Below are 13,154 nucleotides of genomic sequence, written 5' to 3'. Positions count from 1 at the left end.
CCTCTGTCTGGCATTCGGGGCGGAGGGCCTTGCGGATTGGACAGGTCTGTCAGGGAGCCGGGCACCGGCCGTGCCTAGTGGGCTGGTGTGCTCGGCAGCCGGACGGTGAAGGTGGTTTTTCCCGGGGCGCTGGTCACGCTGACGGATCCGCCATTGGCTTGGAGAAGTCCCTGAACAATGCTCAGGCCGAGGCCGGTGCTCCCTGTGGTTCCCGTGCGGGCCTGATCGGCGCGGGAGAATCTGTCAAAGACGATCTTTTGGAAATCGGGATCGATCCCTGGGCCGTTGTCAGTTACTTCCAGCAGGCACCAACCACCGGGCGCCTGAGCCAGGGACGCGTGGACCGCTGTTCCGGCGGGTGTGTGCTTGGCTGCGTTGGACAGAAGATTCAAGAGGATCTGGCGCAGGGCGCTGTCATCAGCGCACACTTCAACCGGTTCATCCGGGACAGCGAAGGTCCACTGGTGATCGGGGGCGGCTACCTGGAGGTCGCTCACGGCCTCCATGACGAGCGGACTCACATTCACACTCTTCGACAGGGCCAAGGCTGTATTTCCAGTCGTGGCGGTGCCGGTTGCGCCATCGGTGACGGTTTGCTTCGCTTCATCCAGCCGGGCCAGCGTCAACAGGTCTTCGACGAGCCTGCTCATGCGGACCGATTGGTCTTGGACGCGGCTCAAGGCGGTTTGTCCGTCGTCACTGAGGGGTTCGGTCATGGACAGCAGCTCGGCATAGCCGCGGATGGCCGTTAGTGGAGTGCGCAATTCGTGGCTGGCATCGGCCACAAAACGCCGCAGCTTGGTCTCGCTGTGTTGCCTCGCTTGCAGTGCGTGGGACACATTGTCCAGCATGGCGTTGAACGCGTTGCCCACATTGCCCACCTCGGTGCCCGGCCGGGCCGCGGCGTCCGGGACCCGCGCACTCAAGGCGACCTCTCCGGCGTCGAGCCTTAGCGTGGAAACTTGGGTGGCCGTGTCCGAGAGCTGACCCAGGGGGCGCAGGCTGCGGCGGATGATGACGGTGCCAGCCCAGCCAAGCGCCATGAGCCCGGCTAGCGAGACCAGCACGATGGAGAGAACCAGGGTGGACAACGTCTGCTCAGTGGCGGCGCGGGGCAGACCGGTGATCAGGATGCCACCGTTGGGGACGGCCTGAGCCTGCAAACGGTAATCGCCCAGGGTCAGTGTCTTGTCGGTGAACGTCCCATCGGTGGGCAAGGCTGCCAGAACGGTGGCGTCGGTGATGGTCAGCTGTTGACGGGTTCCGTCGGCGGCAAGGATTCCCGCGTAATGGACCACGTCATCACTGAGAACCGCACTCAACTGGCCTGCGCTGGTGGCACGGGCGTCGAGGGGATCGCGCTGGGTGGGGGATCCGGTGTAGTACGCGGCGGTGCGAACGGAGGCCTGCTGGACGGCGGTATCGAGTTGGCTATTGGCCGTAACGCTCAAGGTTGTGTAGGCCACCATGCCCACCAACGCGCAGATGACTGTCAAGAGCGCCAACATGACGACCACCAGACGGGTGCTCAGATGCCAGTTGCCCGGGTGCAGGAGCTGGCGCGTTGTGCTGCTCAGGGACATGGCTTAATCACGTAGCCGGAGCCGCGGACGGTGTGGATCATGGGTTCCCGATCGGCGTCGATCTTCTTCCGGAGGTAGGAGATGTAAAGCTCCACGATGTTGCTTTGACCGCCGAAATCGTAGTTCCAGACGCGGTCCAGGATGCGTGATTTACTCACCACGTGGCGCGGGTTTTCCATCAGGAATTTCAAGAGCTCAAACTCGGTGGAGGTCAGGGCAATGTCCACGCCAGCGCGTTGCACGGCCTTGGTGTCCTTGTTGAGAGTCAGATCGCCTACCGTCAACAGCGCAAATTGCGGGGCAGTAATGCCGGAACGTTGGACGATCCGGTGCAGGCGGAGTAGGACTTCTTTCATGCTGAACGGCTTACTGACGTAATCATCCCCGCCGGCTTGCAACCCCGTGACCTTGTCCGAGACGCCGTCCTTGGCGGTGAGGAATAGGGCAGGAACCTCTGGGTAGATGTTGCGGATTTTATGCAACAATTCCACACCGTCCATGCCCGGCATCATGACGTCCAGGACCAGCACATCGGGGATGAACTCGCGGGCAATCTTCAGCGCCTCAAAACCGTCATGGGCCGTGGCAACTTCCCAACCGGTGATTTCCAGACCGCGGCGCATGAGGTCCGCGAGCTCGGGTTCGTCATCAACCACCAAGGCGCGGATGGGTTGACCGTCAGCCCTGGTGAGCTTGGGCAAGGCTGATGCGGGAGTGGAAGATGCCATGACTTTATTCTCTGTTATGCGCCACGTAGTTGGCTGGATGATTCCCGAGTGTTGTCTGTGTATGAGGCTGTCCGGATGATGACGGTTGGGACCAAGGCGCCGAAACAGGGGCAAAACCGCTCGCGCCACGGACTGAATCCCTGAAGACGGGGCCAACCCGCGAAGACGGTGTATGTTGTGGGGCGGTTGGCGAGTTCACCCCGCTCTCGCGACGTAGCGGCCATCGCGGGTGCTCCAGGAAAGAGAAAAGCCCCGTAGATCCAAGGATCCACGGGGCTTTCATTGGCGGTGACGGTGGGATTTGAAAACTCACCTAGCCGTCTGGTATATGTCCAGATCGCTACGACTTGCCCATGACCGCGCAGTTATCACTATCAACCCAGTGTGATGCATTTACGACCCCGCCACGGTGTTGTTGATTTAATCAACAAATCACTAGCCGACATCATGTCGATCTCACGTCACACATGTTCTTTGTCGGACCCTTGAAGTACGATAAGGGTCATGCACTAGTTCGAAGTTATGTTCTAGTAGAACGGGGGTGATTGGATGGTGCCGAGTGAAGAAATCAAAACGGTGCGCGACCTTTTTAGGGCCGCGCACCTCCAAGGCGTTCCTACCAAGGATCTTATAGACGAGCTTCAGCTCGTTCGACAAGATCTTGGACGCTGACTCCGAGGGTGTTTGATATCTGAAACAGGATTCCGATTGGCATGTTATAGCCAGCCGCCCCACTCAGGTATCGGGATAGTGTTTCGCGGTGGATGCCTATCTTGTCGGCCAGGACCTTTTGTGTAAGGTCTTGGCCGACCATCTCCATCTTGATGGCCTTGCCGAGTGCAAGGATTTTCTTATCTTCTAGATCGCTCATGAACATCACTATATGTGATGGAGGATCGACAAATCAAGTGCAAAACCCGACTTCGTGCGAAAGTTTTACGACATTGGGTGTTGACATGTGATGGATTTACGACTTAGAGTCGAACCATGATCACCACCCAGAACGCCGAACAGAATATGTCGGCCCACATCCGAAGCCTCGTCGCCAACAGCGGAGTCTCCAAGACCTTCATCTACAACGCAATCGGCATCAGCCGAGAGACGTTCAATAGCCGCCTGATGAACCCGTACAGCTTCACCTACCGTGACCTCCTTCGCATGGCAGACGCGCTGCGTCTGCCGGTTGAGAGTCTTTTCCCAGTTGCAAAACCCAGCGTGGAAAGCACCGCTGAGTGAACGTTTACCAAACCCCAGAGCAAGCCGTTGAGGCCTTTGGGTACGACGAGCAGAACCGTCCCTTCGTAAGCAAGCATGAGATCCGCCGATTCGCCAAAGAGTCCGGCATCTACAGCAAGATCAGCCGCGGGAAGATCGTATTCACCCGCGAGCAGCTTGAGCAACTGCAAGAATTCGTAGTTACCCAGAACGAAAACAAGGTCACCGCCACTGGCGAGATCGACCACTTCGCCTAATCAAGGCAACCCCCACCTTTCCCCTACTGGCTTTTTAGTCGGAGGTTCTCCCTTGTTGAACTATGCCCAATTGCAGGCTGACGTTCACGGCATGGACAAGAAGAATGCCGTCACGTTCCTGCACGAATCCCACCCGCATAAGTCGAAGTCCTTCTTCGATCGCAACTACAACCACCTAATGGCCCTTGACCCCATGGGCTTGTACCGCTTCATAGGTCACTCAGACCCCACCGCCAATAAGGCAATCAAGAACGTCATGACAGGAGTCACAGCATGATCGCCCTTATCGCGTCGTGGTTTGCCCGTCACATCATCGCCGCTGACCCTGACCCGCAGTATTCGCGACTGGACCGATTGGACGGGCTATGACCTGCAACCACGTTGACCATGCGTGCAAGTTCTGCGCTCGTGACTGGATCGACCGAATGACCAAGAAATAAGGAGCGCCAATGAATTCCGCCGAGGCTGAACTTGAAGCAGCTATTCGTCGCATCATGCGGGAACAAAACGTCACTCGCAACCAAGCTGAACCGGTCGCTCGAGCATCAATCCGACTAGAGGAAGCCAAGGCTGAGCGCGCTGAGGCTATGCGTTTGTTGGTACGTGACGCCGCACGCAAGCACTACGCCAGCCTGTAACCCCACCCAAATAAGCAAGCCCGCCACCATGCACGGTGACGGGCTTTCGTTATACCTACTCAAAGGAAATTATCTCATGAACGACTTCAATAAAGGTGACCGAGTACGGATTGTTGCCCCCAGAAACGCCACGCACTACAGCCACGGAGACATTGTAAAAGTAGTCAGCGCGGACGAATCCGGGCTGGTCATTGACTGCGGTAACGACAATCAGGACTTTGTTACCCGTGACGAGGTTGAACTGGCAACCGCGGACGTGATCACCATCGACCGCGCCGACCTGCCCAAGGTGGTGGTGAACGAGGCTGGCTGGATGAAAGCGGATAACAATTACCTCGCGCACATCGATTCCGCTAAGACGGCAACACTTCGACTCATTGCACTTCAATACCTATCTGCCGTCGAGCTCTTGGATGCCCGAGAAAAGGAATCCGCAGCCGCCGAGAAGGAAGCCTCTGAACGTCTCCGCAGCCGACAGGACGAAATGGCTAGGGAAGTCGCTAAGAACGCTGGATGGAATGACTGGCGAGACGGCAGTTACAACCAACACACGAGCGAAACGCAAGCGGCCATTGACATGTTGATTACGGAGCTCACTCGTGGCTAGGCCCGCAGCTCTTGAGGATGTCGGTTGGTTGGATGACGCTCTGGAATGGATCGAGGGCCGCGCTAAGAAGCCCGGATTATTCAGCGCCGATGATCTCCGCCGAGACTTCCGCCCACCACCGCACGGGAACATGGTCGGCCCCGCATTCTCCACCGCAGCACGACGCGGCTACATCAAGTACGTGCACCACAAACGTTCAACCGTCCCATCCCGCGCAGGCTCAGCTATCTGCTCATGGCGCGGCGTCGAAGAAGGAGTAACCCCATGACAATCCCCGCAGAAGCAATCGCAGCAGCAGCGCGGTCGATGGCCGAGTTCAACCACTGGGAGTGGCGCGACCTAGCAGACGGCTACCAAGCTACGTGGCTCAAATGTGCTGAGGCCACCTTGGTGGCCGCACTGCCGATCATCACCGCCCAAGCAAAGGCCGAAGCGCTTATTGCTTTTGCCGAGGACATGCTAACGGCGCTTGAGAACCGCGAACGCCCAATGTCCGGTCCTCAGTTCGATCAGGCAATCACAACAATCAAGGATCTGCGAAACCGAGCCGTCGCCATCGTAGGAGCCTCCAAGTGAGCCGCGAATGGGTGGATGACCGCTCACCGTTCCCGCTGGATAAGCGATGGGTGATGCGGTGTGACGAGACGGGGTGCGCTACTAAGTCTGAGCCGAGTGTTCAGCAGCCGCCGTTGGATCAGTTCGTTGCGGCGGGCTGGTTCATTGGCAAAACGTTCGGCGACATCTGCCCGGCGTGTCTTGCTGCCGGTATTGAGCCACGAGACACCCCGCACCAATTGATGCCCGAGGTGATCAAGTGAGCGTCCTTATCCTGGCTGTCCTCATCGGCGCCTTGTTCGCGCTCAACTGCCGCAGCTTCGACCAATGGTGGTGGGGACGATGAACTGCGGCACGTTGAAGGGTTGGCAGCAACATAAGGCGGCGAACACGCGGTGTTGCGAATTCTGTGCACCCTATGACCCGAAGCTACCGCAGCCCAAGGTAACCAAGACCAAGCCCGCCTCGAAGTCAAAGCCTAGGCCCGTACCGAAGCCACGACACCGGGCGCGTGTACTAGGCGAAATCACCCACGGCACCGTCTGGGGATATCAGCAGCACAAAGCACGCGGCGACGACGACTGCGAACCATGCCGAACCGCAGCCAACACCAAACGCAAAACACTTCGCGACCTACAGAAAGCAGCAGCCCAATGACCACCCAACGAGACGACCTAGCCCGCGAAATCTTCATCGCGGACAACAGCAACCAGCCACGAGAGCAATCAATCGTGGACTGGGAATGGTTTGAGGAAACGCCGCGGTACGCCATCCGCATCGAACGCTACAAGGAGATGGCTGCCGCGCTTATTGCCGTCGGATGGACCAAGGAACGCACAGTCACTACTGAGGATGAGCTCAAGGCCCTACATCTGGGCGACGTGATCCATTGCGCCGGCGAGCGAACAGGTGAAGGGGATGGCGATCAGACTTTCACTCTGGTCCTCAATCTCGCAGGCAGGCCAGCATGGCGAAATCACTTCATCACATACTCAGTCATTTCCGTTCTGGATGACTACGAAACCATCACGGTCCTACGAGAGCAGCCAACCCCGTGAGCGTGTGCACTGAGGTTGATCTGATCGCTAAGCCCATCGGCTCACAGATCCATATCCGGTTCGCGAATCAGCCGTTCGTCTGGCACTTCACGAAGACCACAGCGCACAGCTGGAAACGCACCAACCAAGCCCTACGCACTGTTTGGGCCAGCAACGAACACCTCGCCTACCTCATCACCGAGGGACAACAAACCAACTCACTAGGAGAATCACTATGAGTACGAAAATCACTACCGCAGAACTGAACAACTTCCAGAAGGTCAGCTACGCCAAGATCGAACCGACTGGGAACCTCGTCGTTCTGGCTGGCAAGAATGGCGCTGGCAAGACGTCCACCAACGACGGCCTGGAAGCGACCTTGACCGGACACAATGGTCGCAACATCAAGCGGCCAGTGAAGGACGGACATGGCAAGGCGTCAATCGAGGTCAAGCTTTCCGATGGCTCAACACTGATCCGCGGCTACACACCGTCTGGCACCACATTGAAGGGCCTTGATGCTGCGGGCAACAAGTTCGGGCAGAGGGAACTTGACGCACGCATTAGCAGCCTGGGTATCGACGGCCGAAAGTTCATCAGCATGGGCGAGAAGGATCAACTCAAGGCGCTACTGTCCATCGTGGACCTGCCGTTCGATCCCGCCGAGATGGACGCCGAACGCAAGCGCGTGTTTGATGAGCGCGCAAACGTTGGGCGCGACGGCAAGGCAATCGGTGACGTCGTGTTTGACAAGTCATTGCCGACCGAAGAAACCAGCGTGGCCGCTTTGCTGGAAGAGTACCGCGCCGCCGAAGCTTTGGAGCAGTCGCATCGAGATGATCGCGACTGCCTCACCGGAGCTCATGCCGAGATTGATCGGATCAACGCCGAGATCGGCAATCTCATCGCGCTGCGGTCCACGCACGAAAGGGACGTGGATTCACTCAAGGAAAAGATCGGCAACCACGCTCCAATGCCTGACGTGCCAGCGATCCGTGCCAGCATCGACGGCGCCGAGGAATCCAACGCGGCAATCCGCACCAACAACGCAGCCATTCAGCAGGCCAAGCGCCAACATAACCTGCGTGAGAAGTACACAGAATTGACTGCCGAACTTGGAGCCATCGACAAACGCAAGGCTGACGGACTGGCCGCGGCTGAGATGCCCATCGAGGGGCTGACGTTCGATGAGGAAGGTGTGCTCTACCAGGGCGTACCATTCAGCCGCGCATCGGGCCGCGAACAGCTGATTGTCTCCTGCGCCATGATCATGGCCACCAACCCTGAGATCCGCGTCATCGTAATCCGTGACGGAAACGTTCTCGACATGGAAGGCATGGAGCTGTTGACGGACATGGCAGAGTCCACTGACTTCCAAATCTTCATCGAGATCGTCAAGGAAGATAAGGGCGACGAAGAGTACTTCTTCTCGGATGGTGAACTCGCATGATGATCAAGACAGGTGCGCGGGCGGTGGCTCCGAAAGTGGATACGCCGCCCGCAGTTGTATCCAGCAAGCCAGCACCCGCCGCGCCTGATCCGTTCGACTCACCAAGCTACAAGGACATGCCAGCGTACGTGCCACCCAAGCTCTCCTTGCCTGCCGACAAACTCACCGTCTACAAAGAGTTGGAGCAGGGCACGCCGGAATGGTTCGAGGCGCGCTGTGGTGTTCTTACCGCGTCCGTGGTTCACCAACTACTCACGGCGGGGCTAAAGGTTGCCGACAACCTCACATCAAAGAGCTTGACGATGGCACTGGCCGCCGAACGGATCACGAACTACGTGGAACCGATGGCCACCACACGCGACATGGAGCGCGGAAACCTTGACGAGCCCTACGCCCGTGAGGTCTACAGCGAACGATACGCGCCGGTCACTGAGGTTGGGTTCATGGTGCGCGAGATCAACGGCTACCGACTGGGCTATTCACCAGATGGCTTAGTTGCTGAAGATGGGCTCATTGAGATCAAGTCACGCAAGCAGAAGATCCAGCTCGCAACGTTCCTGGACGATGAAGTACCCGGCGCGAACATGGCCCAGATTCAAACAGGGCTGCTCGTCTCTGGCCGTGACTGGCTCGATTACTTCAGCTACACAGGTGGGATGCCACCGTTCGTCCATCGCGTGTACCCGGATCAAAAATGGTTCGCCGCCATCATCGCAGCGTTGGTTCAGTTCGAAACCAACGCCGAGGACATGCTCGACAAATACCTGAAAGCGACCGAGGGTAACCCGCCCACTGAGCGCATCGACCACTGGGAAGAAATGGAGATTTTCTGATGGCTGACATCGGCGACACAGTAGACCCAAAGAGTGACCAGCAGAGCTTTGACGATTACCAAACTGGACCACGCACGGTAACGGTCACTGGCGTCAAGGTAATCAAGGGAGATCAGCAGCCAGTCCATATCGAGCTGGCCGAGTACCCGGGCCGACCATTCAAGCCCAACAAGTCCATGAGGCGCGTTCTTATCAAGGCATGGGGCGACAAATCGGCCGCATACGTTGGCCGGGCACTAACACTGTTCGGCAACCCGACTGTCACCTATGGCGGCAAGACGCTTGGTGGTGTTGAGATCTCGCACCTTAGCCACATCGGCAAGGCGTTGACCTTGCAACTTACTGCCACGCGAGGCAACAGGAAGCCATTCACTGTCAAGCCCCTTGCCGAACCCGGGCAGCGTGACTGGGCGGCTGAGATAGCGGCGGCCGACATTGACGGACTCAAGCAACTCTGGGGCCAAGCACCACAAAACCTCCAAGCAGACATCGAAACCCGAGCAGCACAACTGAAAGAAGCCAACTAATGGCGCAGATAGCAACAACAGCAAACATCGGCACGTACTACGGGCTCAAGTTCGGGCAGGACGGCAAGGCGCGAATCAGCTTCTCAGCTGCCGAGACTGCCCGCATCAAGGATCAGTCCGGCAACTGGACGGACGGCGGGACGACTTGGTTCAACGTGACCTTGTTCGGCGGCGCATCCGAAGCGCTCGACTTGCAGATCACCGCGAACCAGGGCAAGGGCCGAGTGACGTTCGCTGGCCGGATGAACACCCGCGACTACGAAAAGGATGGCCAGCAGCGCCAATCCTTGGATGTTGTGGCTGATTTTGTCGGACTCGTGCCAAAGAATCCCCAACAGCAGAACGGCCAGCTCGCACAGCAGAACAACCAGGGCGGCTACCAGCAGCAGCAGCAGCCAGGCCAGCAGTCGCAGCAGCAAGGGTTCGGCGGCGGACAGCAGCAACAGAACAGCGGCGGCTGGGGCAACGGACAAACTTCGGAGGCCCCCTTCTGATGAGCGACGTTCCATGGTTCGCAATCGCCGTCATCTGCTTCGGCCTCGCGTGGCTGATTGGAAAGATACCGCCAAGCAAGCGTAAATAGCACGACCGCACCACCATCCTCTAGGCCCGTCACATGCGGGTCTTTTTTGTACCCAAAACCCGCCCTGCGCAGACTCACCATCTGCGCAGGGCACTCGGAAGGAGACTTCGTGCATGACCCACTAAACCCGACGCGTGACCCGATAACCCGGTGCCAACGCGGCTGCTGCTGGAACCCATTCACATGCAGCACCAAACGCCAATGCGCCTGCCACTCGGACGATCCCGTACTGCCCACACAAGAGGCTCCAATCACCAAGCACTACTACCACGATCCAGTCCCCGGCCAAGCAATAAACCGCATCGAACGGCGAGCCCGAACAAGAGGAAGGAAGCGGATATGACGTACAAGCACGTTGACCGGACCGAGTTTCGCCGGCAGTTCGACGCGGGACTAAACCACGCCGAACTCACCGCGCACTTCGGATGCAACCCGGCCACAACATCACGCATGCACAAGCGCCTAGAGCTGCCGCCATTCGCCGGGACACAGAACTGGTTCACCGACGAGCGCCGGCAAGAAGTGAAAGCCCTACTCGATGACGGTTGCTCATTCGCCGAAATTATCCGCACAACCGGCGTCCATGTAGACACCCTGAACCGCCACTTTCCCGGATGCCAGTGGACCAAACAAGAGTGCATCGACTACACCACCGCAGTCAGACGCATCAACGAAGGCCCACGAAAAGGCATCCGGCAAGTCCACTACGACGCAAAAAGGAAGATGACATGACCGCGCAATCGAAGTTCGTAGAAAACATCAAGCCCCGCATCGGCATGACCGTCCGGCTAACCACTAACCCCGGGCTATGGCAGGTGCTCGACCGCGCACCCGGCGTAGGTCTCTGGTGGATGCTCGCGTACGACGAGGAAGCCAGGGGGGGCGACTCCATGTATAGCAGTGCCACCTACCGCGAGATGCGCAAACGCGACTGGGTGAATGACTAACCAATGAACAAGAAAGGAGATCCGTAAATGGCTCGCGACAGAGCGAATATCAACACGAACATTTGGACGGATACGCATTGGCGACAGCTCACCCGTGATCAGCAGTGGTTGTACGAGCTCCTACTGACTCACCCGGAACTTTCCTATGCCGGCGTATCTGATTGGCGTCCGGGCAGGCTCATGCAGTTCTCGGCCGGGACTTCACGGCAGGAGATTGAACGTATCGGCGCTGAGCTACAGGCCGAGCGGTTCATCTTCATTGATGAGGACACGGAAGAAGTCCTGATCCGTTCTTTCCTGCGTCACGACGGGATCTTGAAGCAGCCCAAGCTGACTATCTCAATGGTCAACGCTTATGCCGCGGTGTCGTCAAACAATATCCGTGAGGTCATCGTGCATGAGCTCAATCGGCTCTACGCAGAAGCGCCGGGGACTAAGGCGTTTGAGAATACGAAGGTTCTCACATTGCTCAAGCAGCCAGGTCGGTCAATGGATGAATTTACCCTTGGCGTTACCCCTGCCTTTACCCTTCCGGTTACCCCAACGGCGAGGCAAACCCAAGCCCTGCCTACTACTACAGCTACTACTACAGCTACTAAAAAGAAAACTACGTCCGAACCTGACGGTCCTGACGATGTGATTCCTCCCCGCTTCGATGTCCAAGAAATCATCGACTACCTATCCGCAGCACTTGAAAGGAACGACGTGCGATTCAAAGTAGGCAAGTCCTGGCACGTCGAAGGCCGGCGCTTGATTGACATCGACAAGTACACCGTCGAACAGATCAAGATTGTCATCCGATACGCGACCACCGATTCATTCTGGAAAACCAACATCATGTCCATGTCAACACTGCGCGCCAAGTTCGAGCAGTTGAAACTCAAAGCCCAGGCGGTCAACAATCAGACAGCCGCACCCGCTCAGGTTGCGTCTCAGCATGGGTGGGCTAACTGATGGGCTACGAGGAACAAGTCATCGGTGCCTGCTTGCTGGATGGCGAGGCTATCAGGTTTGCGGTTGATCACGTCGAATCAACCGACTTCGCATCGATGGTTCTTGGCAACGTGTTTGACGTGATGGTTGCTATGCGGGCCGCGGGTAAACCTATCGAGCCGGCAAGCGTAACGGCCGGTGTTGCTGAGGCTGGCATCCGTGGCGTCGGCTTTACTGAGTTGTTCAAGTGGATGGAAGCTGTTGGTTCATCTCATTCGGTGGACTTCTACGCCAAGCTGGTTCGTGAAGCATCAGTGCGCAGGTCCATCGCTCGTGCTGGCCAATCCATGATTCAGCAGTCGCAGAACGAAGCAGTCCCATCAGCGCAGGTTCTCAGTGAAGCCATGACGGCACTCACAGGCATCAGCGACAACTCACCGGGCAACGGCATGAAGACCATCACGCTAGGCGACCTGCTAGCCGTCGAGGACTCGTACGACTGGGTTATCGAGGGCTTATTTGAGCGTGGCGATCGGATGATCATTACCGGATATGAGGGTCTGGGCAAGACGACCTGGATACGGCAGATGGCAATCTGTATGGCGGCCGGCATCAACCCGGTCACGCTGGACCATTGCGAACCGCAGAAAGTTCTTGTGATCGACGTTGAGAACACCGAATCGCAGTGGCGCAACGAGGTCCGCGGCATGGCCAAGACGGCACAGGGCTACGGCCCAGTGTCGCCTATGGAGAACCTTCATCTGTCCTGCAATGGTCGGGTGGACATCACCAAGGGCTCGTCACTGGGAGAGATTCACCGGCTCGTGGACATTCACAAGCCTTCCGTGTTGTTCATTGGCCCGATTTACAAGTTGGTCCCGCATGGCATCAGCAACGATGACGATGCGGCGCCACTCATCACGGCCCTTGACTCACTCAGGGACCGTGGATTGGTGCTCGTCATGGAAGGCCACTCGCCCAAGGGATCGGCCAATGCTGCACGTGACCTTTCCCCACGAGGATCAGCCGCACTCATGGGATGGCCAGAGTTCGGATTCGGCCTAGCGCCAGACGAGAACGGCAATGCAATTGTTCAGCGTTGGCGTGGAGAGCGAGACCGCAAACGAGTCTGGCCCAAGACGCTCGAAAAAGGTGGCCCGTTCCCCTGGTGCGCACCCGAGATCAACCCAGCCACACGCCAGAAGTTGTATGGCAGGCCCAAATAAAAACCACCTCAAGGCTCCGGCGCACGTCGGGGCCT

General features: G+C 57.9%; 21 protein-coding genes. 18 read left to right on the top strand and 3 right to left on the bottom strand.

What is annotated here, in order from left to right; all coding sequences use genetic code 11:
- Positions 1 to 74 precede the first annotated feature (74 nt).
- The 3 genes from BLV41_RS13390 to BLV41_RS13380 all read right to left on the bottom strand — a co-directional run bounded on the left by BLV41_RS13390 (position 75) and on the right by BLV41_RS13380 (position 3,182).
- Positions 75 to 1,583: a sensor histidine kinase gene (locus BLV41_RS13390; protein WP_074712045.1), complete on the bottom strand. Its 1,509-nt coding sequence runs from the start codon at positions 1,581 to 1,583 to the stop codon at positions 75 to 77.
- Entirely contained in the window at positions 1,574 to 2,311 is a 738-nt protein-coding gene (locus BLV41_RS13385) for a response regulator transcription factor (protein ID WP_044572807.1), read from the bottom strand. The genes BLV41_RS13390 and BLV41_RS13385 overlap by 10 nt, the downstream gene beginning before the upstream one ends.
- 628 nt (positions 2,312 to 2,939) lie before the next feature.
- Complete coding sequence (locus BLV41_RS13380; protein ID WP_170835476.1) at positions 2,940 to 3,182, bottom strand: helix-turn-helix domain-containing protein; 243 nt, start codon at positions 3,180 to 3,182, stop codon at positions 2,940 to 2,942.
- Between the two features lie 116 nt (positions 3,183 to 3,298).
- On the opposite strand from BLV41_RS13380, the gene BLV41_RS13375 reads away from it, so the two are divergent.
- The 18 genes from BLV41_RS13375 (at position 3,299) to BLV41_RS13295 (ending at position 13,119) form a co-directional block, all read left to right on the top strand.
- Positions 3,299 to 3,547 carry a hypothetical protein gene (locus tag BLV41_RS13375; protein WP_074712042.1) on the top strand — a complete coding sequence of 83 codons (249 nt, stop codon included), beginning with the start codon at positions 3,299 to 3,301 and terminating at the stop codon, positions 3,545 to 3,547.
- Entirely contained in the window at positions 3,544 to 3,783 is a 240-nt protein-coding gene (locus tag BLV41_RS13370) for a hypothetical protein (protein WP_074712041.1), read from the top strand. Before BLV41_RS13375 ends, BLV41_RS13370 begins: the two co-directional genes overlap by 4 nt.
- Positions 3,784 to 3,835: 52 nt before the next feature.
- Complete coding sequence (locus tag BLV41_RS13365; protein ID WP_074712039.1) at positions 3,836 to 4,060, top strand: hypothetical protein; 225 nt, start codon at positions 3,836 to 3,838, stop codon at positions 4,058 to 4,060.
- A 172-nt stretch (positions 4,061 to 4,232) separates the two neighbouring features.
- Positions 4,233 to 4,421, top strand: a complete 189-nt coding sequence (locus tag BLV41_RS13360; protein ID WP_074712038.1) for a hypothetical protein — start codon at positions 4,233 to 4,235, stop codon at positions 4,419 to 4,421.
- Positions 4,422 to 4,497: 76 nt separating this feature from the next.
- Entirely contained in the window at positions 4,498 to 5,028 is a 531-nt protein-coding gene (locus tag BLV41_RS13355; RefSeq protein ID WP_074712037.1) for a hypothetical protein, read from the top strand.
- On the top strand, positions 5,021 to 5,296 hold the full coding sequence (locus BLV41_RS21710; protein ID WP_139244326.1) for a hypothetical protein: 276 nt from the start codon (positions 5,021 to 5,023) through the stop codon (positions 5,294 to 5,296). Before BLV41_RS13355 ends, BLV41_RS21710 begins: the two co-directional genes overlap by 8 nt.
- A complete protein-coding gene (locus BLV41_RS13350; RefSeq protein WP_074712036.1) occupies positions 5,293 to 5,604 on the top strand; it encodes a hypothetical protein in 312 nt (103 codons plus the stop codon). Before BLV41_RS21710 ends, BLV41_RS13350 begins: the two co-directional genes overlap by 4 nt.
- On the top strand, positions 5,601 to 5,846 hold the full coding sequence (locus BLV41_RS13345; RefSeq protein WP_074712034.1) for a hypothetical protein: 246 nt from the start codon (positions 5,601 to 5,603) through the stop codon (positions 5,844 to 5,846). The genes BLV41_RS13350 and BLV41_RS13345 overlap by 4 nt, the downstream gene beginning before the upstream one ends.
- A gap of 390 nt (positions 5,847 to 6,236) precedes the next feature.
- Positions 6,237 to 6,641, top strand: a complete 405-nt coding sequence (locus tag BLV41_RS13340; protein WP_074712032.1) for a hypothetical protein — start codon at positions 6,237 to 6,239, stop codon at positions 6,639 to 6,641.
- Entirely contained in the window at positions 6,638 to 6,859 is a 222-nt protein-coding gene (locus tag BLV41_RS13335) for a hypothetical protein (RefSeq protein ID WP_074712031.1), read from the top strand. Before BLV41_RS13340 ends, BLV41_RS13335 begins: the two co-directional genes overlap by 4 nt.
- Positions 6,856 to 8,070: an AAA family ATPase gene (locus BLV41_RS13330; RefSeq protein WP_074712029.1), complete on the top strand. Its 1,215-nt coding sequence runs from the start codon at positions 6,856 to 6,858 to the stop codon at positions 8,068 to 8,070. Before BLV41_RS13335 ends, BLV41_RS13330 begins: the two co-directional genes overlap by 4 nt.
- Positions 8,067 to 8,903, top strand: a complete 837-nt coding sequence (locus BLV41_RS13325) for a lambda exonuclease family protein (protein WP_244516902.1) — start codon at positions 8,067 to 8,069, stop codon at positions 8,901 to 8,903. The genes BLV41_RS13330 and BLV41_RS13325 overlap by 4 nt, the downstream gene beginning before the upstream one ends.
- A complete protein-coding gene (locus BLV41_RS13320) occupies positions 8,903 to 9,430 on the top strand; it encodes a hypothetical protein (protein ID WP_074712027.1) in 528 nt (175 codons plus the stop codon). The genes BLV41_RS13325 and BLV41_RS13320 overlap by 1 nt, the downstream gene beginning before the upstream one ends.
- A complete protein-coding gene (locus BLV41_RS13315; protein ID WP_074712025.1) occupies positions 9,430 to 9,924 on the top strand; it encodes a single-stranded DNA-binding protein in 495 nt (164 codons plus the stop codon). Before BLV41_RS13320 ends, BLV41_RS13315 begins: the two co-directional genes overlap by 1 nt.
- A gap of 428 nt (positions 9,925 to 10,352) precedes the next feature.
- The gene (locus BLV41_RS13310; protein WP_074712024.1) at positions 10,353 to 10,745 is read left to right on the top strand and encodes a helix-turn-helix domain-containing protein; all 393 of its coding nucleotides are present in this window, start codon (positions 10,353 to 10,355) and stop codon (positions 10,743 to 10,745) included.
- The gene (locus tag BLV41_RS13305; RefSeq protein WP_074712022.1) at positions 10,742 to 10,960 is read left to right on the top strand and encodes a hypothetical protein; all 219 of its coding nucleotides are present in this window, start codon (positions 10,742 to 10,744) and stop codon (positions 10,958 to 10,960) included. Before BLV41_RS13310 ends, BLV41_RS13305 begins: the two co-directional genes overlap by 4 nt.
- A gap of 27 nt (positions 10,961 to 10,987) precedes the next feature.
- The gene (locus tag BLV41_RS13300; RefSeq protein WP_074712020.1) at positions 10,988 to 11,914 is read left to right on the top strand and encodes a hypothetical protein; all 927 of its coding nucleotides are present in this window, start codon (positions 10,988 to 10,990) and stop codon (positions 11,912 to 11,914) included.
- A complete protein-coding gene (locus tag BLV41_RS13295) occupies positions 11,914 to 13,119 on the top strand; it encodes an AAA family ATPase (RefSeq protein WP_074712018.1) in 1,206 nt (401 codons plus the stop codon). Before BLV41_RS13300 ends, BLV41_RS13295 begins: the two co-directional genes overlap by 1 nt.
- Positions 13,120 to 13,154: the final 35 nt, after the last annotated feature.

The sequence above is a fragment of the Arthrobacter alpinus genome (genome assembly GCF_900105965.1).
GTDB classification, from domain to species: domain Bacteria; phylum Actinomycetota; class Actinomycetes; order Actinomycetales; family Micrococcaceae; genus Specibacter; species Specibacter alpinus.
This window is presented reverse-complemented; position numbering and strand designations above follow the sequence as displayed.

Excerpts from the sequence above, each read along its gene's own strand:
- BLV41_RS13390 (WP_074712045.1), bottom strand. The coding sequence starts at position 1,583 with ATGTCCCTGAGCAGCACAACGCGCCAGCTCCTGCACCCGGGCAACTGG.
- BLV41_RS13385 (WP_044572807.1), bottom strand. The coding sequence starts at position 2,311 with ATGGCATCTTCCACTCCCGCATCAGCCTTGCCCAAGCTCACCAGGGCT.
- BLV41_RS13380 (WP_170835476.1), bottom strand. The coding sequence starts at position 3,182 with ATGAGCGATCTAGAAGATAAGAAAATCCTTGCACTCGGCAAGGCCATC.
- BLV41_RS13375 (WP_074712042.1), top strand. The coding sequence starts at position 3,299 with ATGATCACCACCCAGAACGCCGAACAGAATATGTCGGCCCACATCCGA.
- BLV41_RS13360 (WP_074712038.1), top strand. The coding sequence starts at position 4,233 with ATGAATTCCGCCGAGGCTGAACTTGAAGCAGCTATTCGTCGCATCATG.
- BLV41_RS13355 (WP_074712037.1), top strand. The coding sequence starts at position 4,498 with ATGAACGACTTCAATAAAGGTGACCGAGTACGGATTGTTGCCCCCAGA.
- BLV41_RS13350 (WP_074712036.1), top strand. The coding sequence starts at position 5,293 with ATGACAATCCCCGCAGAAGCAATCGCAGCAGCAGCGCGGTCGATGGCC.
- BLV41_RS13340 (WP_074712032.1), top strand. The coding sequence starts at position 6,237 with ATGACCACCCAACGAGACGACCTAGCCCGCGAAATCTTCATCGCGGAC.
- BLV41_RS13330 (WP_074712029.1), top strand. The coding sequence starts at position 6,856 with ATGAGTACGAAAATCACTACCGCAGAACTGAACAACTTCCAGAAGGTC.
- BLV41_RS13325 (WP_244516902.1), top strand. The coding sequence starts at position 8,067 with ATGATGATCAAGACAGGTGCGCGGGCGGTGGCTCCGAAAGTGGATACG.
- BLV41_RS13320 (WP_074712027.1), top strand. The coding sequence starts at position 8,903 with ATGGCTGACATCGGCGACACAGTAGACCCAAAGAGTGACCAGCAGAGC.
- BLV41_RS13315 (WP_074712025.1), top strand. The coding sequence starts at position 9,430 with ATGGCGCAGATAGCAACAACAGCAAACATCGGCACGTACTACGGGCTC.
- BLV41_RS13310 (WP_074712024.1), top strand. The coding sequence starts at position 10,353 with ATGACGTACAAGCACGTTGACCGGACCGAGTTTCGCCGGCAGTTCGAC.
- BLV41_RS13305 (WP_074712022.1), top strand. The coding sequence starts at position 10,742 with ATGACCGCGCAATCGAAGTTCGTAGAAAACATCAAGCCCCGCATCGGC.
- BLV41_RS13300 (WP_074712020.1), top strand. The coding sequence starts at position 10,988 with ATGGCTCGCGACAGAGCGAATATCAACACGAACATTTGGACGGATACG.
- BLV41_RS13295 (WP_074712018.1), top strand. The coding sequence starts at position 11,914 with ATGGGCTACGAGGAACAAGTCATCGGTGCCTGCTTGCTGGATGGCGAG.